21 protein-coding genes are annotated in these 24,595 nt (G+C 41.8%); 20 read left to right on the top strand and 1 reads right to left on the bottom strand.

The window, feature by feature from the left end; translation table 11 throughout:
* Positions 1 to 26 precede the first annotated feature (26 nt).
* From trkA to DWV68_RS02510, 7 genes are all read left to right on the top strand, one after another.
* Entirely contained in the window at positions 27 to 1,382 is a 1,356-nt protein-coding gene (trkA, locus tag DWV68_RS02480) for a Trk system potassium transporter TrkA (RefSeq protein ID WP_118664960.1), read from the top strand.
* Positions 1,383 to 1,392: 10 nt separating this feature from the next.
* Complete coding sequence (locus tag DWV68_RS02485) at positions 1,393 to 2,859, top strand: TrkH family potassium uptake protein (protein ID WP_118664962.1); 1,467 nt, start codon at positions 1,393 to 1,395, stop codon at positions 2,857 to 2,859.
* A gap of 82 nt (positions 2,860 to 2,941) precedes the next feature.
* On the top strand, positions 2,942 to 3,745 hold the full coding sequence (locus DWV68_RS14640) for a response regulator transcription factor (RefSeq protein WP_117840626.1): 804 nt from the start codon (positions 2,942 to 2,944) through the stop codon (positions 3,743 to 3,745).
* Positions 3,735 to 4,883, top strand: coding sequence for a sensor histidine kinase (locus DWV68_RS02495; RefSeq protein WP_242994317.1), 1,149 nt, complete (start codon positions 3,735 to 3,737; stop codon positions 4,881 to 4,883). Before DWV68_RS14640 ends, DWV68_RS02495 begins: the two co-directional genes overlap by 11 nt.
* Positions 4,884 to 4,928: 45 nt before the next feature.
* Entirely contained in the window at positions 4,929 to 6,422 is a 1,494-nt protein-coding gene (locus DWV68_RS02500; protein WP_243089421.1) for a hypothetical protein, read from the top strand.
* Positions 6,415 to 7,080, top strand: coding sequence for a DUF6320 domain-containing protein (locus tag DWV68_RS02505; RefSeq protein ID WP_118088316.1), 666 nt, complete (start codon positions 6,415 to 6,417; stop codon positions 7,078 to 7,080). The genes DWV68_RS02500 and DWV68_RS02505 overlap by 8 nt, the downstream gene beginning before the upstream one ends.
* Before the next feature lie 2 nt (positions 7,081 to 7,082).
* Positions 7,083 to 8,000 (top strand): alpha/beta hydrolase, encoded by a 918-nt coding sequence (locus tag DWV68_RS02510; protein ID WP_117840628.1) that lies wholly within the window; start codon positions 7,083 to 7,085, stop codon positions 7,998 to 8,000.
* Positions 8,001 to 8,071: 71 nt separating this feature from the next.
* On the opposite strand, the gene DWV68_RS02515 is transcribed toward DWV68_RS02510, so the two are convergent.
* Positions 8,072 to 9,313, bottom strand: a complete 1,242-nt coding sequence (locus tag DWV68_RS02515) for a 6-phosphofructokinase (RefSeq protein WP_118088284.1) — start codon at positions 9,311 to 9,313, stop codon at positions 8,072 to 8,074.
* Between the two features lie 173 nt (positions 9,314 to 9,486).
* Between DWV68_RS02515 and DWV68_RS02520 the strand changes: the two genes are divergently transcribed.
* The 13 genes from DWV68_RS02520 (at position 9,487) to radA (ending at position 24,233) form a co-directional block, all read left to right on the top strand.
* Entirely contained in the window at positions 9,487 to 10,524 is a 1,038-nt protein-coding gene (locus DWV68_RS02520) for a radical SAM protein (RefSeq protein WP_118664997.1), read from the top strand.
* A 561-nt stretch (positions 10,525 to 11,085) separates the two neighbouring features.
* Positions 11,086 to 12,111 (top strand): acyltransferase family protein, encoded by a 1,026-nt coding sequence (locus tag DWV68_RS02525; protein WP_197420797.1) that lies wholly within the window; start codon positions 11,086 to 11,088, stop codon positions 12,109 to 12,111.
* A 5-nt stretch (positions 12,112 to 12,116) separates the two neighbouring features.
* Positions 12,117 to 12,446 (top strand): acylphosphatase, encoded by a 330-nt coding sequence (locus DWV68_RS02530; protein ID WP_242997889.1) that lies wholly within the window; start codon positions 12,117 to 12,119, stop codon positions 12,444 to 12,446.
* 214 nt (positions 12,447 to 12,660) lie between these two features.
* On the top strand, positions 12,661 to 13,431 hold the full coding sequence (locus DWV68_RS02535; protein WP_118664966.1) for a lysophospholipid acyltransferase family protein: 771 nt from the start codon (positions 12,661 to 12,663) through the stop codon (positions 13,429 to 13,431).
* A complete protein-coding gene (locus tag DWV68_RS02540) occupies positions 13,428 to 14,264 on the top strand; it encodes a glycosyltransferase (RefSeq protein WP_117697621.1) in 837 nt (278 codons plus the stop codon). The genes DWV68_RS02535 and DWV68_RS02540 overlap by 4 nt, the downstream gene beginning before the upstream one ends.
* A gap of 11 nt (positions 14,265 to 14,275) precedes the next feature.
* Positions 14,276 to 16,096: a glycosyltransferase gene (locus DWV68_RS02545; protein ID WP_118664968.1), complete on the top strand. Its 1,821-nt coding sequence runs from the start codon at positions 14,276 to 14,278 to the stop codon at positions 16,094 to 16,096.
* A gap of 52 nt (positions 16,097 to 16,148) precedes the next feature.
* Complete coding sequence (locus DWV68_RS02550; RefSeq protein ID WP_117697625.1) at positions 16,149 to 16,739, top strand: hypothetical protein; 591 nt, start codon at positions 16,149 to 16,151, stop codon at positions 16,737 to 16,739.
* Between the two features lie 16 nt (positions 16,740 to 16,755).
* The gene (locus tag DWV68_RS02555; RefSeq protein ID WP_118056397.1) at positions 16,756 to 17,481 is read left to right on the top strand and encodes a prolipoprotein diacylglyceryl transferase family protein; all 726 of its coding nucleotides are present in this window, start codon (positions 16,756 to 16,758) and stop codon (positions 17,479 to 17,481) included.
* A gap of 306 nt (positions 17,482 to 17,787) precedes the next feature.
* Positions 17,788 to 18,015: a hypothetical protein gene (locus tag DWV68_RS02560; RefSeq protein ID WP_022243971.1), complete on the top strand. Its 228-nt coding sequence runs from the start codon at positions 17,788 to 17,790 to the stop codon at positions 18,013 to 18,015.
* A 153-nt stretch (positions 18,016 to 18,168) separates the two neighbouring features.
* Complete coding sequence (locus DWV68_RS02565) at positions 18,169 to 19,719, top strand: cadherin-like beta sandwich domain-containing protein (protein WP_118664970.1); 1,551 nt, start codon at positions 18,169 to 18,171, stop codon at positions 19,717 to 19,719.
* Positions 19,720 to 19,750: 31 nt separating this feature from the next.
* Complete coding sequence (locus tag DWV68_RS02570; RefSeq protein ID WP_118664972.1) at positions 19,751 to 22,210, top strand: ATP-dependent Clp protease ATP-binding subunit; 2,460 nt, start codon at positions 19,751 to 19,753, stop codon at positions 22,208 to 22,210.
* Between the two features lie 89 nt (positions 22,211 to 22,299).
* Complete coding sequence (locus DWV68_RS02575) at positions 22,300 to 22,713, top strand: hypothetical protein (protein ID WP_022243974.1); 414 nt, start codon at positions 22,300 to 22,302, stop codon at positions 22,711 to 22,713.
* Positions 22,714 to 22,859: 146 nt separating this feature from the next.
* Positions 22,860 to 24,233 carry a DNA repair protein RadA gene (radA, locus tag DWV68_RS02580; protein ID WP_118664974.1) on the top strand — a complete coding sequence of 458 codons (1,374 nt, stop codon included), beginning with the start codon at positions 22,860 to 22,862 and terminating at the stop codon, positions 24,231 to 24,233.
* Positions 24,234 to 24,595 lie beyond the last annotated feature (362 nt).

Here is a 24,595-nt window from a genome sequence, read left to right on the forward strand (position 1 = left end):
GTATGAGAACAAGCATAGGAGAAGCTATGAAGATAATTATAGTGGGCTGTGGTAATGTAGGTGCAACACTTGCAGAACAGCTTAGTAAAGAAAAACATGATATTACAGTAATTGATTGCAGACAGCAGGCTGTAGAGGCAGTGACCAATGTATGTGATGTAATGGGAATTATTGGAAATGGTGCAAGTTTTAATGCACAGACAGATGCAGGGATTGCAGATGCAGACCTTATGATTGCAGTGACAGGTTCAGATGAACTGAATCTTTTATGCTGTCTGATCGCAAAAAAAGCAGGAGGCTGCCATACGATAGCAAGAGTCAGCAATCCTGTATACAGTAGAGAAATAGGTTTTATTAAAGAGGAATTAGGGTTGTCCATGATTATCAATCCACAGCTTGCAGCAGCACGCGAAATGGCGAGACTGCTGAAATTCCCTTCCGCGCTCAAAGTGGATTCATTTGCCAAGAGCCGGGTGGAATTAGTCAACTACCGGATTGAGGAGGACAACCCTCTTTGTAATATGCAACTTAAGGATATGGGAAGCAGACTGCATTGTGACGTACTGATAGCAGTGGTTGAGCGTGGAGATGAAGTATATATTCCGGATGGTAATTTTGAGCTGAAAGCCAGGGATGAGATTTCCATTGTAGGAACACAGGCTAAGACGATTGAATTCTTTAAGAAGTTAGGAGTACCTACTTCTTCTGCGAGAGATGCACTGATCGTCGGTGGCGGAAGAACTTCTGTTTATCTTGCAAAGCAGCTTTTGGAAATGGGTATCCGTGTCAAAATTGTAGAACGTGACGAAGAACGCTGCGAAGAATTAAATGAAATGGTTCCAAAGGCGATGATTATCTGTGGCGATGCAACAGATAAAGACCTTTTAATCGAAGAGGGATTGTTAGAGACAGAAGCCTTTGTAGCGACCACTAATTTTGATGAAGAGAATATCATGCTGGCATTGTTTGCAAAGAGTTTATCTTCTGCAAAACTGATTACTAAAGTTCATCGTATTTCTTATGATGACATTATTGACCAGTTAGATGTAGGAAGTATTATTTATCCGAAATTCATTACTTCCGAGAGTATTATCAAGTATGTACGTGCCATGAAGAATTCCATGGGAAGTAATATAGAGACATTGTACCGGCTGAACGACAACCGGGTAGAAGCATTGGAGTTTCTCATTAAAGAGGGCTCTCCGGTGGTTGGAATTCCACTGCAGGATCTTCGTTTGAAACCCAAGATGCTGATTGGATGTATCACCCATAAAGGAAAAGTGACCATTCCAAAAGGACAGAGTGTAATTGAAGTGGGAGATACGGTAATTCTTGTTACCACAACAACAGGGTTACATGATATCCGGGATGCATTAAGGTAGGAGGCTTGTCATGAATTATTCCATGATTCGATACATATTAAGCAGTGTTATATGTTTCGAGGGAATCTTTCTTCTGCTTCCGGCAGCAACAGCAGGTATTTATCAGGAAAAGGAAGGCTTTTTATATCTGATGATCGGACTTGCCTGTATGCTGATTGGGTTTTGGGGCAGAAGAAGAAAACCGAAGAGCAGTGTATTTTATTCAAAAGAAGGATTTGCAGCAGTTGCATTAAGCTGGATAATCCTCAGTCTGATTGGCGCATTGCCAATGTATTTAACCGGAGAATTTCCATCTTATATTGATGCGTTATTTGAGACAATTTCCGGCTTTACGACAACAGGCTCAAGTATCTTAAGTGATGTAGAGGCACTTTCACGTGGAACAGCTTTCTGGCGTTGTTTTACCCACTGGATTGGTGGTATGGGTGTGCTGGTATTTATTATGGCAGTCATGCCCCTTTCCGACAGCTCCAGCATGCATCTGATGCGTGCAGAAAGCCCGGGACCATCTGTTGGAAAACTGGTTCCAAAGGTAAAGACTACTGCAATGATTCTCTATGGAATCTATGTAATCTTTACGGTGATTGAGATTATTGCGCTGTTAATAGCAGGAATGCCACTCTTTGATTCCATGACATTGACCTTTGGTACCGTGGGAACCGGTGGATTTGGACTATTGAACAGTAGTATAGCATCTTATAGTACAGCGGTGCAGATTATCATTACGGTATTTATGATTATCTGTTCCATTAATTTTACTGTATATTATATGTTTTTGATTAAGCGGCCGAAGGAAGCACTGATGTGTGAGGAAATGCGTTACTATCTTTTGATCGTATTCGGTTCGGCACTGCTTATTGCATTTAATATCAGAGCCAGCTTTGCTTCTTTTGGAAAAGCATTCCAGCAGGCAATCTTTCAGGTGGCATCTGTTATCAGTACTACAGGATTTGCCACGGCAGATTTTAATCTCTGGCCGGAATTTTCAAGAATGATTCTGGTGCTTTTAATGTTTGTCGGAGCCTGTGCCGGAAGTACCGGCGGTGGATTTAAGGTTTCCCGTCTCATTATTATGGTAAAATCTGTCCGTAATGAAATTATGTCTGTGACCCATCCGAGAAGTGTGCAGAAGGTACATATGGACGGAAGACGAATACCGGATAATGTGGTAAAGACTGTGTTATGCTATCTGGCAGGCTATGTTGTTATTCTTATCGTATCAGTGTTGTTAATCAGTCTTGATAATTTTGATATGACAACGAACTTTACAGCAGTTATGGCAACCTTTAATAATGTCGGACCGGGACTTAACCGGGTAGGACCGACCGGTAACTTTGGTGGGTTCAGTGTTTTATCCAAGCTGGTATTGATGTTTGACATGCTGGTTGGTCGATTGGAATTATACCCGATGTTAGTGATTTTTGCACCGGGTTTATGGCGGATTCATCCTCACCGCCATGTTGGCAAAGTTCAGTAAATCTTAATAAATAATAAGGAATCCCTCCTTTGCCTGTATGCTATAATGTGTTTGGAATAGCAGACAGGCAGGAGGGATTTTTATGAAAAACCGTATTCTTGTGGTGGATGATGAGAAGGAGATTGCAGACTTAGTAGAGATATATTTGGTAAGTGAGAAGTTTGACGTAATCAAGTGTTACGATGGAGATACAGCAATAGATGCAATAGAGCATGAGAAAATTGACCTTGCAATTTTGGATATTATGCTGCCGGGGATTAGTGGACTGGAGCTGTGCCGCCGGATTCGAAAAAAAGAGAATTATCCGGTTATTATGTTAACTGCAAAAGATTCCGAAGTGGATAAAGTAACCGGACTTACCATAGGAGCAGATGATTATGTGACAAAACCGTTTCTTCCGCTGGAACTGGTTGCAAGAGTGAAGGCACAGTTACGCCGTTATGAGCGCTATGGAGCAAGGACGGACCAGCCGGCAGAGAATATGTCTTTTGACGGTAATATAATAGAAAATACATCTGCAAATGGTTCATATGATGCGGCAGATGGAACGTATGCATCAAATCATGCAGGAACGGAATCGGATGATACTATTATATGCCGTGGAATTTTGTTAAAGAAATGTGCACATGAATGCTATCTGGATGGAGATGAGATTTCACTTACACCGACAGAATTTACGATTTTGCAGGCGTTGTGTGAAGCAAAAGGCAGGGTACTCAGTGCGGAAGAGCTGTTTCATATTATCTGGAAAGACGAATATTATAGCAAAAGCAACAATACCATAACCGTTCACATCCGGCATCTGCGGGAGAAACTTAAGGATACCGGTGAACGTCCAAAATACATTAAGACAATATGGGGAGTGGGATATAAGATTGAAAGATGACAATAATAAGAAAAAACTGGATTTTGCACCGGTAAGACGAAAAATATTTTCCCGGATTGTATTACTGATGGCAGGAGCTTTCTTTGGCATCTGGTTTCTCTACCAGTATGTGCTGCAGGGCAGATTTGCGGATGGAATTGTAAGGTTTCTTTATGATTTTACCAGCATGACTTATGAAGATGCGAGAGATTTCTATTGGCATAATATCGGAAATCACTTCGAACTGATTTTCTTTGGGGCAATTGCACTGGTATTCTGTCTGATGTTTTATTTCTTTTTAAATTCATTTACAAAATATTTTCAGGAAATTGATAATGGAATCAATGCATTGGTGCATCATGATGGCAGACAGATCCGCATGTCGAAGGAAATGGCTGCCATGGAAGAAAAGTTAAACAGCGTGAATGCAACTTTAAACCGGCAGCTTTATGATATTCAGATGGCAGAGAAGAAGAAGGATGAGTTGGTATTGTATCTTGCCCACGATATCCGGACGCCGCTTACCTCTGTGATTGGGTATCTGAAATTATTAGAGGAGATGCCGGATATTTCAAAAGAGCAGCAGGATAAATTTATCCATGTCACCCTGGACAAAGCACTGAGACTGGAAGTTCTGGTGAATGAATTTTTTGACATCACCCGTTTTAACCGGCAGGATATTGAACTGGCAACGACAGAGATAGATCTTTATTATATGCTGATGCAGCTGTCGGATGAAGTGTACCCGCTTCTTGCACCGGAACATAAGAAAGTGGAAATACAGGCTGATGAAAACTGCAAAGTATATGGGGATGCAGATAAGCTGGCGCGGATTTTTAATAACATATTAAAAAATGCCATTGCCTACAGCAATCCGGACAGTACCATTGTCATTTCCGCATGGGAGGAGCCACCGGGAACCGTTATCCTGTTCAGTAATCAGGGGCAGACAATATCACCGGAAGAACAGCAGCGTATTTTTGACAAATTCTATCGGCGGGATGAAGCGAGACAGACCAACAGCGGAGGAGCGGGTCTGGGACTTGCCATCGCAAAAGAACTGGTGGATCTGCATGGAGGAACCATCCGTGTAATGAGTGAAAACGGCCGGACAACATTTAAGGTCTGCCTGCCGAGACGAAAAATGCCGACAGCTTAGAAACGCCGGTTGTATTTTTAGGTGTATTATTTTATAATATTCGTTATGAGTAAAGAAGAAAAAAAGCTAAGACAACAAAATAAAGAGAAGATAAAGCAGGAGAAAGCTTTCGCTAAAGCAGAAAGCAAACAGGAGAAAGCCGCTGCCAAAGCAGAAAGCAAACAGGAAAAGCAGGCTGTCAAAGAGCAGAGCCGGCACGAAAAAGCCGCTTCAAAGGAATTGGAAAAGCAGGAGAAGCAGCAGCGGAAAGCAGAAGATAATAAGCGCCGTCATACCGATATCAAATGGGACCGGCTGGATAATACGGCACATCTTTTTCCGGTCATTGCAGGAGAATCAATGAGCAATGTGTACCGGATTGCAGTTACCTTAAAGGAAGAGGTGCAGCCGGAGTATCTGCAGCAGGCACTGGATATCGTACTTCCAAAATTTCCGGGCTTTAACTTAAGACTGCGTCAGGGGATTTTCTGGTATTATTTTGAAGAAAATGGCAAAAGTGCTCCAAGAGTACAGGAAGAAAGACATTTTCCATGCCGTTTTATCAGACAGAATAAGAACCACAGCTATCTTTTCCGGGTAACTTATTATAAATGCCGGATTAACCTTGAGGTTTTTCATGTACTGACAGATGGCATGGGCGGAATCAATTTCTTAAAGGAGCTGACCTATCAGTATTTAAGACTGGTGCATCCAAAGCTTAAGGAGAAACTGGGAGATAAGTTAAGCAGCGACACATCCATGAATCGTGAGGACAGCTTCCTTAAAAATTACAAGCACAGCTATGCCAAGGGATATAAGACAAAGAAAGCATATCTTATCAAAGGGGAAAAATTACGAACCGATGAATTTGGAGTGATTCATGGATTTGTAAAGATTCCGGCATTGAAAGGGGTATGTCATAAATATGGTGTCAGCATCAATGAGTATCTGGTTGCGGCATTTGCTTACAGCGTATATCGGGAATATCTGCATGGTATGCCGGACAAACGTCCGATTCGTGTAGCGGTTCCGGTGAATTTAAGACCATATTTTAATTCCATTACCACCAAGAACTTTTTTACGGTAGTATCTGCAGAGTTTGAACCGGTGGAGGATTCCTATACGTTTGAAGAAGTATTGAAGATTACTACAGAGAGTCTTCATCAACAGATTAATAAAGAGCATTTAGAGGAACTGTTTTCCTATAATGTTTCCAATGAAAAATTATTGGTTGCAAGAGCAGTACCGCTGTTTTTGAAAAATATTGCCATGCGTTATGTGTATACATCGGCAGCACTGGCAAATACATCCACTGTAACCAACATTGGAAATGTGAAAGTGGAAGAGGATTACCAGCCATATATCAAGATGTTTTATGCATTCCTTGCCATGTCAAAGGGACAGAATATCAAAGGAACGATTTGTTCCTATCAGGATACGCTGGCATTTACCTTTAGTTCTGTTTTAAAAGATACATCCCTGCAGCGTGGATTTTTCCGAAAACTGTCAGAGGATGGTCTGAATGTGGAAATAGAAAGTAATGGTGTGTATTATGAGTAAATGTAAGAACTGTAATGTGGAAATCTTAGACGACAGCCAGATTTGTCCGCTGTGCCACAGTGTATTAGAAGAGGGAAAAGAGGGCTGCAATTCCTATCCGGATGCATGGATTCCCACCAGAAGATTAAAATGTGTGACAAATATTATATTCTTTCTGGTGTTATTAGGCAGTGTGGCAGCAGGCTATCTTAATTATATCTGGTATCAGGGAAAACTCTGGAGCCTGATTGCAATCGCAGGTCTTTGGTATCTGTTCCTGATTTTCCGGCTGGATATTTTAAGCAATAGTGGATACCGGACGAAAATCATAGCAACTACATTATCCGGAATTTTATATGTGATTCTGATTGACTGGATAGTGGGATTCCATGGCTGGTCGGTTAATTATGTGCTTCCAGCAGGCATTATGCTGTTAGATGCAGGTATTGTTCTGCTCATGATTATCAATTCCAGAAACTGGCAGAGTTATCTGATGTTCCAGTTATTTGGAATTGTATGCAGCCTGATACCGCTGCTTTTGATAGCACTTCACATCGTGACCCATCCGGGCTTAAGTGAACTGGCATTTGGAATATCGGTATTTTTATTCCTCGGAACGCTGATTATCGGTGACCGCAGAGCCAGACTAGAGTTAAAGAGAAGATTTCATGTAAGGTGATTATGGAAGAAAGTAAGACGAGTGTACAGGGCAGAGTCATCCGTGACCTAATTGCCCGTTTTGCAAGTGATAACTTGATAGGAAGAAAATTAAAGACCGGAGAGCTTCGTAAGAAAATGGTGGAACCGGCGTGGAAATGCCCGGACTGTTTTCTGATGCAGAAAATTAAGATGCCACAGTTTGAAATGGAGCTTTTAACCTCCATGCAGAATCCAAGGGAAGATAAAGTAGTTCTGCAGCTGCATGGTGGCGGGTATATTGGAAAAATGCGAAATGCCTACCGTACCTTTGCCGGACTTTACAGTGAGGTGGGAAAAGGAATCAGTGTGCTGACCATCGATTACCGCGTGGCACCAGAGCATCCTTTCCCGGCAGCATTGGAAGATACGGTGGAAGCCTATGAATGGCTGCTAAGCTGTGGATTTAAGCCGGAACAGATTATTGTGGCAGGTGATTCTGCCGGAGGTGGACTGGCATTGGCACTTTGCATGTACTTAAAGGATCATGGGAAAGCACTTCCCTGCGGACTGATTGCCATGTCTCCCTGGACAGATCTGACTGCCAGCGGTGAATCCTATGATACGAATTATGAGCGGGACCCGTTATTTGGAAATACAAGGGACAGTCTCATTTATAATAAGGATTATGTGGGAGACGCAGACGAAACGAATCCTTATATTTCACCGTTGTTTGGTGACTTCATAGGATTTCCACCAATGCTGATTCAGGTTGGTTCTTATGAGATGCTTTTAAGTGATTCCACATCCGTAGCAGAGAAGGCAAAGAAGCAGGGCGTAAAAGTCCGCTTAAGCATTTACGAAGGAATGTTTCATGTGTTCCAGATGGCAATGCTTATGATGCCGGAATCCAAGCGGGCATGGGCTGAAGTCGGCAAATTCATTGAGATGATTTCGGAATAAAAATCCGCTGTATCGGAAAAGACTGATTAAAATGTCTTAACCGGGACAGCGGATTTTGAATATGCGGGTAACTAACGTTTGTTAGTCAGGTGTGACACGTTCATATAATTTGGCAGTCCATTTTCGTAGGAAATGGAAGTCTCGCCCTGAATCAGTGGGAGAAGATATTCAACCATTTCTTCAGTAACATCATTTCCGCGCTCGTTAATCCATGCTCTCGGAACGGATTTTGCTTCATTCGCAATGTTCTTGATTTCTGCATAACCATATTCGATGGTATATGGTGCATTGGAAGTACGGTTCATGGTTACCATGGAAGCGGTAATGCCCTGTTTTGCAAACGCAACAGCATGTTCACCGGAAGCAACTGCTTCATTTAAATCGGTGGCAGAAGAAAGGTGGGCAGCGCAACGTTGTAATACATTTACTTCTACAGAACGGACTTTTACGTTGATATTGTCTTTGATCAGATATTCCAATGCTTTACCGGCACCGCTTAACTGGCTGTGACCGAAGGTATCTTCCATGCTTTCTCCAGCACAGATATAATTGCCTTCTGCATCATGAATTCCTTCAGATACCGCAATGATAATATTGTTGTGTTCCTCTAAGAGCGCACGCACATCTGTTAAGAACTCCTCCTTGTCAAAATTGCATTCCGGAAGATAAATAAGATGCGGTGCATCGCTGTATTCATTTCTGGCAAGGGCGGAAGCGGCGGTCAGCCAGCCGGCATCGCGTCCCATAATTTCTACGATTGTTACACTCTTTACGGCATAGATAAATGTATCATGTGCAATTTCAAGTAAAGAAGATGCAATATATTTGGCGGCGGAACCAAATCCCGGAGTGTGGTCTGTTACCATCAGGTCATTATCGATGGTCTTTGGAATACCAATAATGCGGACATTGCTTCCGATTCGCTCGGCATATTCGGAAAGCTTTAATACGGTATCCATGGAATCATTTCCGCCGATATAGAAGAATGCACCGATATTCAGCTTTTCAAACTGCTTGAAAATATAGTTATAAGAAGAATCATCATCCATAAAATCCGGCAGCTTAAAACGGCAGGAACCAAGGTACATTGCCGGTGTGTGAATCAGACGCTCTAATGCATTTTCGTCCGCTTCCATAATTTCGGAAAGGTTAAGATAATGTTCATTTAAAATACCTAAGATTCCATTTACGGAACCGTAAACAGTGCCATAGCAGCCGGCAGCACCTTTAATGACACCGGCAAGGCTTGCATTTATTGCAACAGTTGGTCCGCCGGACTGGGCAACCATGCAGTTTTGAATCGATGTATTCATAGTCAGACTCCTTTGTGATTTCAAAGATTTGTGTTAGGATATATAAAAAAGTTATAGTTATTATAAGAAAATATCCTACAAGAATAACTATATATGATAGAATCGGAAAAGGCAAGACTAATCCGGCGGGAGTGGGAAGAACCGCAAGAAAAAATAAAGGAAAGGCAAAAGAGATGGAAAATTGTATGCTCTGCCCAAGAGAATGTGGCGTAAATCGTAAAAAAGGTGAAATGGGAGTCTGCGGTCAGACAGCAGTTATAAAGGCTGCAAGAGCAGCACTTCATATGTGGGAAGAACCGTGTATTTCCGGGCAGAATGGCTCCGGAACGGTATTTTTCAGCGGCTGTAATTTAGGCTGTATCTTCTGCCAGAATCACAATATTGCCACAGGAAAAGCTGGAATTGAAATAAGTATAGAGCGGCTGGCAGAAATTTTCCTGGAATTGCAGGAAAAGGGTGCAAATAATATCAATCTGGTAACGGCAGGACATTTTGTACCACAGGTGGTTGAAGCACTGAAGCTGGCAAAGCAGCAGGGACTTTATCTTCCGGTTGTTTATAATACCAGCTCCTATGAAAAGGTGGAAACACTTCGCCTGTTAGAGGGTTATGTGGATATTTATCTTCCTGATTTAAAATATGTTGACAGCGCAATCAGCAGCAGGTATTCCCATGCAGCGGACTATTTTACTTGTGCCAGTGCAGCAATTGCAGAAATGGTGCGGCAGGTAGGCGAGCCGGAATTTGTTTTCGAACGGGCAGCAGGCAAAGAAGGCAGCAGCGTAGAATTTCCGGCAGATGAGAAAAAGAAAATTTCGGAACAGCAGAATAATATGATATTTGACGCAGCAGAATATCAGGAGCGCAGCGAAGCCGGGGAGCCTCTTCTGATGAGAAAAGGCGTCATTGTGCGCCATCTTGTTATGCCGGACTGTGTGGAAGATTCCAAGCGTGTGATATCTTATCTTTTTAAGACCTATGGCGGTCAGATTTTTATCAGCATTATGAATCAGTATACGCCGCTGCCACAGTGCAGGGAGTATCCGGAATTAAGCCGCCGGGTAACGGAAGCGGAATATGATGCGGTGGTGGATTATGCGATTGAACTTGGTATTGAGAATGGTTTTATCCAAGAAGGGGATGTGGCAGAGGAGAGTTTTATCCCGGAGTTTGATGGAGAAGGGATTGTACGGAAAGATGAAGATAGATAATTAAAAACGAACTTATTGAACATATGTTCTTCACATGGTATAATATTAATGTATAATTGAAAAAGAAAGCAGGATGTGTTTTCCGATTATTAGATGCCCTCTAGTTGGTAAAGGAGGGTGATGCCCTATGAACACAATAGAAGTTCTTACTTTGTTGCTAGTAATATTCGCGGCGCTATCTTACATAGATAATCATAATAATAAAAAGAAATAGCATCCCACTCGTCCAAAAGTAGATGCTATTTCAAAAATAGTTTTCACTGAGGGCAAATCGGAGCATATCCGATTACCTTTCTAAGTAAATTATACACTAGGGTACTTGGCTTTTCAAGTACCCTTTTTTACTTTACAGGAAATTGCTTTCCTGTAAAGTAAAAAACGCTCCGCGAGGATGCGCACTGCGGCGTATAAGGTAGATGCCGCAAGCGACCGCCGCAGGCGCGAGAATGTGCCAAGGCACATTCTTTATTCTCGGGCAGATTCTCCCTAAATGATAAAAAATCTTGACATCTTCCGCAAAAGTTCTATAATACATTTTCGGTAATGCGAGGATGTAGAAAGATGAATAAAGAAAGAGACTATTTTTTTGATAATTTAAAAGCGGTATTGATATTCTTAGTTGTGCTTGGACATTTCCTGCTTCCAATCCATGGAGATAATCCACTGGTGGTAGTGAAACGGCTCATCTATGTATTTCATATGCCGCTTTTTGTATTTATCTCCGGCTATTTTGCCAAGAAAATTTATAAAAATGGACAATATAATTTTAAGAAAATATTGTATCTGCTGAAAGCATATGTTGTGTTCGTTGTGGCAATTCAGATAGTATATGCCATTGCGGGATTTGAAAAATTTACGGAGATAGATTTCCTTTCCCAGAGTGGTGCACCGTGGTATTTATTTGCAATGATTGTATGGTATCTGACGATACCACTTGTCCGTAAATGTAAAGCGGTGCCGGTTCTTTTGCTTACGGTAGTGCTGGCATTAACAGCTGGCTATTTTAAAAATGTGGGGGACTTTTTATGTCTGTCACGAATTCTGGTATTTGGACCGTTTTTCTATCTGGGCTATTTTCTGGAGCAGAAGACACTGGAAAAAGCATTGCAGCCAAAGTTTCAGAGACTGGTGGTTCCATGCGCGGAGGCAATCTGTATCTTTATTCTGGCATATGGAGCAAGGTTGAAAGATTCCCTGGGAATGGTATATGAAAATATATCCTATTATGAACTGGAAGAAGTGTGGAAAGGACCGATGGTCCGCCTTTCCCTGATGATTGCAGCATTTCTTATTTCCTGGGCAATTATGTTTTGCATTCCGAGAGGAAAGACAAGGTTGTCAGTAATCGGACAGAATACCATGCCGGTATATATGCTGCACCGGATTTTACGGGATATTCTGATGTTTGCCGGAATCTATGATTATCTGGGTGACTGGGGCTGGATAGCATTTTTTATCCTGTTAGGATTAAGTGCTGGAATCGTATATGTGTTAAATAATTCACATGTTGTCAATCAGGTCAACCGGATACTGGCATTACATACGCCGCAGTTAATCAGAAACTTAAAAAGGCAACGGGCACGTTAGTCTGGATGGAAGAGATTGATACCATTGGAATGATAAAGAGAGGTGGTCGTATGTCAGAAAATAGAAAAATTCGTGTTTTTTATCAGTTTAACGGATATGTCCAGGGTGTGGGATTCCGCTATCGCATGTCGCATCTGGCGGGGCATTTTGGTGTGACCGGCTGGGTACGGAATGAATATGACGGCTCGGTACAGGCAGAATTGCAGGGACTGCCGGAAGAAATTGATATGATAATTCAAAGACTCTGCCAGGACCGTTACATCGAAATCCGCAGCATGGACAGAAAAGAACTTCCACTGGATGAGACGGAACGGGGCTTCCATGTAAAATATTAAAATGCAAAAAGCAGCTTCTGGCATACTTTGTCAGGAGCGTTTTTACTTTACAGGAAATTGCTTTCCTGTAAAGTAAAAACGCTCTGCGAGGATGCGCACTGCGGCGTATAAGGTAGAGGTCGTAAGCGACCGCCGCAGGCGCGAGAATGTGCCAAGGCACATTCTTTGTTCAGAAAAGTTGCAAAAAATAGCAAGAAATAGTAAACTGTGGGATATGCGAGTATACTACTATGAAAATGAATTAGAGGATGAATTTTCGGAAGCAAAGATAACTGCGAAGAAAATTGATGGAACATATCAGTACAGCCAGGACAGCTTGGGAAGGAAATTATTACATTTTATCTGTTATAATCTCATTGCAAAACCGGTGGCATGGTGCTTTTTAAAGATAAAATACCGTCATAAGATAGTGGGACGGGAAAAAATAAAAGCGTTAAAGGGACAGGGATTTTTCCTCTACGGAAATCATACCAATGCAGGAGCAGATGCACTGATTCCCACAATGCTGGCACATCCGACGGACGTATATGTGATTGTGCATCCGAATAATGTTTCTATGCCCTTTTTCGGAAAAGTAACGCCATATCTTGGGGCGTTGCCGCTGCCAGATGATAAGGATGCCATGAAACATTTCTTAGAAGAAATCGGAAAGAAAATCACTGCGAAAAAATGCGTGATGATATATCCGGAGGCACATATCTGGCCTTATTATACGAAGATACGTCCTTTTAAGGATTCTTCCTTCCGTTATCCGGTGCAGTATCAATGCCCGGTAATCTGTTTTACCAATACATATCAGAAACGGAAGCATAGTAAAAAGCCGCAGATAGTAACCTATGTGGATGGTCCGTTTTATCCGGATGCGAAATTGCGAGGAAAAGAGCAGAAAGCAGACCTTAGAAACAGGGTTTATGAACAGATGAAAGAAAGAAGCAGCAGGAACACCCTTGTACTTGCTACTTATATCAAAAAAGGTGATGTATGAGAAATATTCTATTTTCGGGGAATGTCAAAGTATTTGATGGAATACTGACCGGGATGCTGTCCATTTTTATGCGGACGAAATCGACAGAGCCATACCGCATCTACATTTTTACAATGGATGTATCACATTTAAGAGACGATTTTCTGCCGGTGAGTGATGAGCAGATTGCATTTTTAAATGAGGTAGCAAAGTCCTATAACAAAGAAAATATTGTAATCAAGATTGATGTGACAGATATTTATAAAGAAGAATTTGCAGGCTGTCCGAACGAAGGTGCGTATTGTTCACCATATACCCTGCTTCGTCTGTTTGCAGATAAGATTCCGGAAATCCCGGATAAGCTTCTTTATCTGGATGCAGATATTTTATTTAACCGGGAGCCGGAGCTTTTATATGACATTGATGTAAAAGGGTATGAGTATGCTGCAGCAAGAGACCACTATGGAAAATATTTAATCAATCCAAACTATATCAATGCGGGAGTATTGCTTTTTAATATGGCAGAGATTAAGAAAACAGGTCTTTTTGAAAAAGCAAGACATCTCATTAAGACAAAAAAATTACTGTTTGCGGATCAGGATGCAGTATACAGAAGTACCACGGCAAAGAAAATGCTGCCGCAGAAATATAATGACCAGAAGTTCTTACATAAGAGTACAATAATCAGACATTTTTCCAAACGGCTTTTTTACCTGCCATATCCGCATACGGCAAATATTAAGCAGTGGAATGTCAGTGCAATTCACAGAATTTTTAAGTATGAAGCGTTTGATGATATTCTGTTCGAATATATTTATCTGAAAAAGAAATTTGAACAGGACACTAAGAGGTAAGGAGTTAATTTATGGAAATGAAGAGTTTATCACAGTATGGGAAGAAAGCGGAGATACCGATTTTCTTTGCCTGCGATGAAGGATTTGTAAAATATACGATGGTTTCCATGAAGTCCATCATGGAAAATGCAGACCGCAGCCGGAAATATCATATTTACATTTTACATATGGGAATTACGGAAGCAACCCAGGCAAAAGTGCTTGCCATGGCAGATGAAGAATTTGCAATTGATTTTGTGGATGTTACAGACAAGATGAGGAGCATTGCAGATAAGCTTCCGATTCGTGACTATTATTCCAACACAACATATTTCCGGCTTTTTATTCCGGATATGTTTCCACAGTACCGCAAGGCACTTTATATTGACAGCGATACCATCGTAGTGGGAAATATTGCAGAATTATATGACCATAAGCTTGGTAAATTATATGCCGGAGTCTGTCCGGACCGTGTGGTAGCACAGACAGATATCTTAGGTGATTATGTAGAAAAGGTATTAGGCGTAAAGCGTGCCAGATATTTCAACGCCGGAGTAATGCTGATGAACTGCAGTCAGTTCCGTGAAAATCATCTTTTAGATGAATTCTTAGAGATGCTTCACATCTATCTTTTTGTGGTAGCGCAGGATCAGGATTACCTGAATCTGATTTGCAAGAATCAGGTGCTTTATATGGAACCGAAGTGGAATGCACAGGTATTTGGAGAACTTGCCTGCCCGGAAGAAGAGGTGGGATTATTCCATTTTAATATGGCAGCCAAACCATGGCATTATGAAGACTGCCGTCTGGCAGAGTATTTCTGGAAATATGCGAAGATGACAGCGGATTATGATGCCATAAAAGAAGGACTTGCTAATTATACCGATGAGCAGCGCCGCAATGACAGTATGTCTGGTGAAAAATTAATCCAGCTTGCGGTATCTGAGATTAACAGAGAAGATAATTATCTTCGCAAGATGGAAAAAGCCGGAAAATCAGAAAGTAAGCTTGCGCTGCTTGCTCACATAGAGGAACTGGAGCTGGAAGGAAGATTTTCAGAAGATGCAGAAGAAAATCCACCGGCACCGGTTCTGATGCCGGAAGATATTAATTATCTTCCAAGAAGTTTAAAGAGCAAGACACAGACCAAATATGCATTTAAAGTAGCAAGATGGTTTGTCAATATGCTGATAAAGAAAAAGCAGTTGATAATCAAAGAATACAAAGGCATTGAAAATCTTGAAAAAGTAGCAGACGGAGCAGTCATTACCTGTAACCATTTCAATGCATTTGACAGCTTTGCCATCCAGCTTGCCTTCGAGCAGGGTAAATTGAAAAAGAAAAAAATGTACCGTGTAATCCGGGAAGGCAATTATACCGGATTTCCGGGATTTTACGGAGTGTTAATGCGCCATTGCAACACACTGCCGTTAAGCTCTAATTTTAAGACCATGGAGAAATTCATTGCTGCCGTAGACAGGGTATTAGAGAAAAATCAATTTGTACTTGTCTATCCGGAGCAGGGAATGTGGTGGAATTACCGGAAACCAAGACCGCTGCAGAAGGGCGCATTTACCTTCGCTGCCAGAAATAATAAGCCGGTACTTCCCGTATTTATTACCATGGAAGACAGTGATGTTTTAGATGATGACGGATTCTATGTGCAGGAATATACGGTGCATTTCTGTGAACCGATTTATCCGGATCCGAATAAAAAGCGTGCACAGAATTCCTGTGAGATGCGGGATAAGAATTATGAAGCGTGGAAAGCTGTTTACGAGCAGACCTATGGAGAGAAACTGACCTATAGTTGTGATGAAAAACAGCCGATTAAAGAGAAGAAAGCACTCTAATAAAAGTTGCAGGAAATGTAATATGTATTGAGAAAGGGTAAAGGGATAAATTATGAATAATCAGTGGAACCAGATGCCACCAAACATGCCGTCACAGCAGAGACCGCCGATGCCACCGAATATGCCGCCGCAGCAAGGTGGACCAATGCCGCCGAATATGCAGATGCAACAGGGCAGACCGATGCCACCAAACATGCAGATGCAGCAGAGACCGCCGATGCCAACGAATATGCCGCCACGACAGGGAAAAATGCCACGACCGGAGCTCTCTCCGGAAGATAAGAAGCAGGCAGACAAATTATGTATTATTTCCATGATTTTGATGTTTGCACCGATGGCAGTAATTTTTATTAAGAATATTATTCTGGGACTGTTGTTTGATGCAGGAAAAGAAGAAATTTATTATAATATCGCAAGCAGCTATGTATTAGGTTCAATTCTGACTTTTCTTATGGCTGGCTGTGGAATTGCAGCACTGGTACTTATGATTTTGGTCCGTGTAAAATATCCGCAGAGTGTATTTGGTAAAGTGCTGATGTGGCTTTATATTGCACTTGCCATTCTTGTAGTAGTATTTATAGCAGTAACAATTATTGCCTGTGGGCTGGCATTCATAAGCTGTGTCCGAAACTGTCCGGGCTGATGAGGCAGGAAAATAAATGATAGATATTACGATTTTGCACTGGAGAATTTCGCCGTATTTTATCTGTTTTCTCTTAAGCTTTGTACTGGCATATCTTTATGTCACATGGTATTTGAAAAAAGCAGGAGTAAGGGGCAGTCATATCTTTTATTCAGAGCTTTTGAATACAGTCCTGGCATTATATTTTGGAGCATTTTATACCTTTATTGTGCAGCTGGCAGAACAGGGTAAAGTAGAAACATTTGGTTTTTCCAGTCTTGGCGGTATGGCGGGCATCCTGCTCGGTGTGTGGATTTTTACAAAAATCAGTAAGGAACATAAGATAGAGCTATGGACTGCATATGTGCTGGCATTGGGACTGATGTATGCGGTTTCAAAGCTAGGCTGCTTTTTTGCAGGCTGTTGTGTTGGCATGAGATATCAGGGACCTGGCAGTATCCGCTATCTTGATAATGGAGCAGCGGGGGAATACCTTTTTCCGGTCCAGCTGGCAGAGACGATCTTATTTCTGCTGGCGTTTTTGTTGCTTCACAAGATGGCAGAACGAAGAAGGAATGGTATAATTCCAAAGAGTCTGTTGCTGTATGCGATATTAAAATTCGTACTGGATTATCTGAGGTATTATGAAGACAGAAAGATTTTCAGTGCGAACCAGTGGGGATGTCTGCTGGTAGCTGTAAGCGTATTGCTCTATGAGGCAGTACGGCAAATTAGACAAAGAGCGAATAATAAAGTAATATAACGGATATGAGAAAAGAGTTTTGTGGGTGTTGTGCCGGCAGAACTCTTTTGCATTGTTATGCATCCAAAGAAGCTGACGGACAGGTTATGGTGTTTATCAAGCGTTATATTTATTGTAAAAGGTTGGATTCGGAACAAAGTATTTAGAAAAAATTGGGAAATAAGTTTACATAATATAGGTACGAAATATGGGACACATCCTGTTGTAACATGATCTTATCAGAGAGCAAAGCCACTGAAAAATACCAGAAAAGTGGCAGAAAAGCGAAGAAAAAGATAAGAAAAAAGACACAGGGAGGTCACAATTATGCGTGATAATACAGTACATGTAAGAAGAGGAAAGAAACATCCGTCAAGAATGGAAATGATAGTGCTTGCAGCTCTTGCAGCCCTTATGGTAAGCGGCGGAACATTATTACTGCTGGCAGCTTTGCTGGGACAGGATATTACAGACTGGAACCACAGAGCAGCAATTACAGCAGGTCTTTCTCTTGCCGGAGTTGTGTGGGGATGGTTAATCAGGGCAAACCGTTAGACATATCCGTGGGATAAGTACGACATGGTTTTTCGAATTGAGGTTGACGCATTCCCGATAGTTTTCTATAATGAAACTGATTATATTGTACAGGAAAATCAAAAGAAGATTTTCTGTTGTTTTGGAGAAAAAGGGAATTGAAGGAGACGGAAAATGAAGAAAACAATTCGTAAGATAGAGATACTTTTCATGACATTGATTTGCATTTTTGCCATGTCAGGAATGCCGATGCAGGTATATGCAGGTCCTGCGGATAATTCGCTGGAGACACTGACAGTAGCCGAGGGTTCATTATCACCTGCATTTGAAGGAAGCCGTATGTACTATACGGTACAGGTAGGACAGGATGTAAGCAGCGTGACGGTAAGTGCAAAAACGGTAAATCCGGCAGCAACGATTCAGTCCGGGGTGGGAACCACTACCTTAAAAACAGATGGAGATACAAAGATTGACGTAGTAGTGCAGGCAGAGAATGGAAATCTTGCAACTTATCATCTGACCATAACCAAGTCTGCAACAGGTGCTACAACAAATACAGATACTACAACAAGCACAGACACAGGCAATACTCCGGCGGACAATAATACCGGAGCAGATAATGGCACAGATACAGCCACACCGGACGATACTGTATCTGCCTATACCGTGTCAGAAGATTTCGCAGCAGAACAGATTCCGGCAGATTTTACAGAAGCACAGGTGCCTTATCAGGGAGCTGAATACCGTGGTGCTGCTTTTAACAATGGTAATTTATCTCTTTTATATATGACAGATGCAGCAGGAAATGCAGGCTTTTATGTGGTAAATGGCACCGATGGCAGTGTGTGCCCATATATTCGTATCGATAATGGGGATAATTATCTGATTTTAATGACACCTTCGGCAGTGACTTCCTTTGTACCGGGCGAAGCAACCACGCCTATTCAGGTTGGGGACAGTACATTTGAAGATGCATACGCAACAGATACAGAAAATATTTATACCGTATATGGAATGACAAATGATGGACAGGAAGGCTGGTATAATTACAATACCAGTGATGGAACCTTCAGCGAATACCAGTACAGTGACAGCACGGAGGAGGATGCCGATACCACCTATCTTCAGAATGCATTAAATGACTTAAATGACAAATATACCGCTAGAAAAGACCGGGATTTAAAAATTATTGCCGGATTAATTGTAGTAATCGTAATTCTTATTTTTATCATTATTAATCTGTTGCTTCGTGGAAGAAGAGGTTATGAAGAAGAGGACGATGATGAAATCGAAGAAGCAGTAGATATCTTTGAAGAAGAAAAACGCAGAAAGGCAAAGAAGAAACAGAAATTCGTAGAAGATGCCGGTAAAGTCGAAGAAGAACCGGTCGAAGAAAAAGAGACCAGTGCAGTGAAGGATTTACCGGAGAAAGCAGAGTCAGAAGAAAAAGAAGAAGCGGATTCCGCCGCTCAGTTACCGGAAGAAGTGGCAGAACGGTTAGGTGAAACTGACTTTATGGAAGAATTTGAAGAAGAACCGGAATTTATGTCCGGCAGAAAGAAACGTGAAAAGGAAAAGAGAGAAAAAAAAGAGAAGAAACGGCGGAGCAAAGATATTTTTGATGACGATGATGAAGATAATGGAATCTTTGCAAGCCATGATGACTTTATTGAAAAAGAATCATCAGATGATGATATTGAAGTAATGGATTTAAATGATTTATAAGAGAATTGGCGCGTAGTGACAGGAGGATTTTATGCATAAACCATATACAAAACAAGCGCAAAAAGTAATAGAACTGACGACAAAGGCAGCCAGAAGCATGCATCATAATTATATTGGAACAGAGCACCTTTTACTGGGATTGCTAAAAGAAGGCAGTGGAGTAGCTGCCTGTGTTCTGATGGATGCGGGAGTAGAAGAAACCCGTCTGGTAGAACTGATAGAAGATTTAATCGCTCCATCTTCGGATGTGGCAGTATTAGATCGGAAAGGTTATTCTCCAAGGATTCAGCATATCATTGAGACCGCTGACCAGGAGGCAGAGCGTTTTGACAATGAGAATATCGGAACAGAACACCTTTTAATTGCATTATTGAAAGAGGCAGACTGTGCCGGTGTACGTCTGTTGAATACACTGGGTGTGAATATCCAGAAGATTTATATCGAGACTCTGGTAGCCATGGGAGAAGACGCAAACCGCTATAAAGAGGAGATTGCGGCAAGCAAATCCGGAAAAAAGAAAGCAGTAGAAGTAACGCCAACCTTAGACCAGTATTCCAGGGATTTAACTGCTATGGCAGCCTATGGTGAGATAGACCCGGTGATTGGCAGAGAGGCAGAGATTGCCCGCGTGATTCAGATTTTAAGCCGCAGGACGAAAAATAATCCATGCCTGATTGGAGAGCCAGGAGTTGGAAAGACAGCTATTGCAGAAGGACTTGCCCAGCGTATTGCATCCGGACTGGTTCCGGATACAGTCCGGGGAAAACGAGTGGTAACACTGGATTTATCCGGAATGGTAGCAGGCTCTAAATACCGTGGAGAATTTGAAGAGCGGATTAAGAAAGTCATTCGTGAAGTGACAGAAGCAGGAAATGTACTTCTTTTCATAGATGAACTTCATACCATTATCGGAGCAGGTGGAGCGGAAGGCGCTATTGATGCATCCAATATTTTAAAGCCATCCCTTGCCCGTGGAGAAATACAATTAATCGGAGCAACCACATTAGAAGAATACCGTAAATATATTGAAAAAGATGCAGCCCTGGAACGTCGTTTCCAGCCGGTAACGGTGGAAGAACCGACGGAAGAGCAGGCAATAGAAATATTAAAGGGATTAAGAGAACGCTATGAGAAGCATCATCATGTACAGATTACAGATGCCGGAATTGAAGCCGCAGTGAAGCTGTCTATCCGTTATATTGCAGACCGTTATCTGCCGGATAAGGCCATTGATTTGATGGATGAGGCTTCCTCGAAGGTTCGCCTTGGCGGATTTAAAATGCCGGAGAAGATTGGTGAACTGGAACGTAAGGTTGCTCAGTTAGAGGACAATATGGAGACGGCATTGATGGAACAGCGGTTTGAAGATGCCGGGGCAATCCGCAAGGAGAAGGAAGCTGCCCGGAAGAAATACGAAAAGCAGGTGGAAAAATACCATCGGGATGCAGACAAGAAGAAACTGGTTGTCGGAGAAAATGAAATTGCAGAAATTGTATCTGACTGGACAAAGATACCGGTGAAGAGACTGGCAGAGGGCGAGGCTGCACGTCTCAACCGTCTGGAAAAGACACTGCATAAGCGTGTAGTAGGACAGGAAGAGGCAGTCAGTGCAGTGGCAAGAGCAGTCAGAAGAGGACGGGTAGGATTAAAAGATCCGCATCGTCCGATAGGTTCCTTCCTTTTCTTAGGACCGACCGGAGTTGGTAAAACAGAGATAACAAAGGCACTGGCAGAGGCTGTCTTTGGCGATGAGCAGGCAATGATTCGTGTTGATATGTCAGAGTACATGGAGAAGCACAGTGTTTCTAAAATGATTGGTTCACCGCCAGGTTATGTAGGTTATGAAGAAGGCGGCCAGCTCAGCGAAAAGGTCAGAAGAAAACCATATTCTGTTATTCTTTTTGATGAAATTGAAAAGGCACACCCGGATGTATTTAATGTATTGCTTCAGGTACTGGATGATGGACAGATTACAGATGCTCAGGGCAGACGGGTAGATTTTAAGAATACGATTATCATTATGACTTCCAATGCAGGGGCGCAGTCTATCATTGCACCGAAGAAGCTTGGATTTGCTGCAGGCGAAGATGAAAAGAAGAATTATGAATACATGAAAAATGGTGTAATGGAAGAAGTCCAGAGAATCTTTAAGCCGGAGTTCTTAAACCGAATTGACGAGACCATTGTATTCCGGGCTCTCAATAAAGAGGACATGAAGAAGATTGTCACCATTTTAAGCAAATCTTTAATTGACCGGTGTGAAAAACAGATGGGTATCCATCTGACCATAACCGGCAGCGTAAAAGGATACATTGCTGAGAAGGCATACAATCCGAAATATGGAGCAAGACCATTGCGGCGTATGATACAGACACAGATAGAAGATATGCTGGCAGAAGAGATTTTATCCGGTAAAATCAAGCCGGGAGATGATGTGGAAATCCGCATGGTAAAAAAGGAAATAAAAACCGTTGTGAATTCATCAAAATAACTGGAAAAATGTGTCGAGATAAGCTATAATATTTTCATAAAATTTACGAAAAAGCCATCGTGGGATAGTGGCTTATAGGAGGATAAAAAATGGCTGTAGTTGCAGAATTAATTCGTTCAGAAGCAAACGGAACAATCAGTTTTGGAGATTATACACTGGGAGCAAAATCCAAACTGGACAATTTTGAACATGCGGGAGATTTGTACAAAGTTAAGACATTTCGTGAGATTACCAAATTAGAGAGAAATGGAATGTTTGTATATGAATCTGTTCCAGGAACTGCAGTTACAAATATGGCAGCATCCGAGAACGGAGTGGAATTTGAAGTAGAAGGACCAGAAGATGCAGAGATTACACTTGGCTTAATGGAAGAGACAGAGTATGATGTATTTGTAGCAGGAAAATCAATTGGTCAGATGAAGACTAATTTAGGTGGCAAATTAACACTTAGCGTAGAATTAGACCCGGAGACTCCGGTTGCAGTAAAAGTATCCAGAGTATAAATGAATATATCAATAAGATGATAAGAAAGAGAATCCAATTCCGGCAGATTGGGTTCTCTTTTTACGCAAGCAGCAAGCAAAGCGTGTTTCTCGCAGTTGCCGGCAGGTAAGAAAGACAGTTATTGCAAGAATAAGGGGGAAAACAGATGGCAAAGGGAAAAACAACCGTATTTTTCTGCCAGGACTGTGGCTATGAATCATCCAAATGGATGGGACAGTGTCCGGGATGCGGCGGGTGGAATACTTTTGTAGAAGAAGTGATAGACAAATCAGCACCTGCAAAAGTGCGGAAGGAAGCAGCAAAAGCAGAAGTTGTAAAAATTGCAGATATTAAAACAGGGCAGGAAGAACGGCTGACTACCGGATTAAAAGAGTTAGACCGGGTTTTGGGCGGTGGAATCGTAAAAGGTTCCCTTGTTTTGGTTGGCGGTGATCCGGGAATTGGAAAATCCACGTTGCTTTTACAGGTGTGCCGGAATCTTTCCATGCAGAAGACAGATGTATTATATATTTCCGGAGAGGAATCCTTGCAGCAGATAAAGATTCGCGCAGAGCGTATCGGAGAGTTTGGAGATACTTTATCACTGCTTTGTGAGACAAATCTGGATACCATCAAAGAAGTGATTAGCAGAACAAAACCGGAAATCGTGGTCATTGACTCAATTCAGACCATGTATAATGAAAATATTACATCGGCGCCCGGCAGTGTTTCCCAGGTCCGGGAAGCAACCGGAGTTCTGATGCAGATTGCAAAGGGGCTTGGTATTTCTATTTTTATTGTCGGCCATGTGACCAAAGAGGGTGTTGTGGCAGGCCCCCGTGTGTTAGAACATATGGTAGATACGGTATTGTATTTTGAAGGTGACCGTCATGCGGCATATCGTATATTGCGTGGCGTGAAGAACCGTTTTGGTTCCACGAATGAGATAGGTGTATTTGAAATGTGTAATGAAGGGTTAAGGGAAGTGGAAAATCCTTCAGAATATATGTTAAGTGGAAAGCCGGAAGGAGCATCCGGTTCTGTAGTGGCATGCTCTATGGAGGGAACCCGTCCGATTCTTTTGGAAATACAGGCACTGGTGTGCCACAGCAATTTTGGAATGCCAAGAAGAACAGCTGCAGGAACGGATTATAATAGGGTCAATCTTCTGATGGCTGTATTAGAAAAGAGACTGGGACTGTCTTTAAGTTCCTGCGATGCATATGTAAATATTGCCGGGGGTATCCGTATGAATGAACCCGCAATTGATTTAGGTATTGTGCTTGCGATTGTATCCAGCTATAAAGATGTTCCGATTGATGAGAAGACCATCTGTTTTGGGGAAGTAGGACTAAGTGGTGAAGTACGCGCAGTCAGTATGACAGCACAGCGTGTGCAGGAAGCTGAGAAGCTTGGCTTTACCACCTGCATTCTACCTGAAGTTTGTAAAGCAGGATTGAAGAAGAATTCAAATATAAATGTAGTGGGTGTCAGCAACGTACAGGATGCCATCCGCTATATTTTATCCAAAGAAAAATGAATTGAGCACACAATTCAAATAATTTAGATAAAAAACGACAAATGACCTACTTTAATAAATATGGCAAAATCGTGTTGACATCCAGAAAATGACGTGCTATTATAAAACTCCACCGCGCAGGAAACGCCTGTTGCGGCGGGAGATAAGAATTAAAAAAATAAAAAAAGTTGTTGACAAAAGCTGACAGACATGATATTCTGTAAAAGTTGCAGGTCAGCAACGAAACACAAAGAACCTTGATAACTGAACAGTGAAATAACCTTGAAAGATTTTGAGAAAAACGTAATCAAAAGATTACAAAATCATTCAGGACAGCATCTCTATTTAATAGAAGAATGCGACCTAAAACAGTAAACTTTAGG

This window comes from Roseburia sp. AF12-17LB, from assembly GCF_003479605.1.
Classification (GTDB): domain Bacteria; phylum Bacillota; class Clostridia; order Lachnospirales; family Lachnospiraceae; genus Roseburia_C; species Roseburia_C amylophila.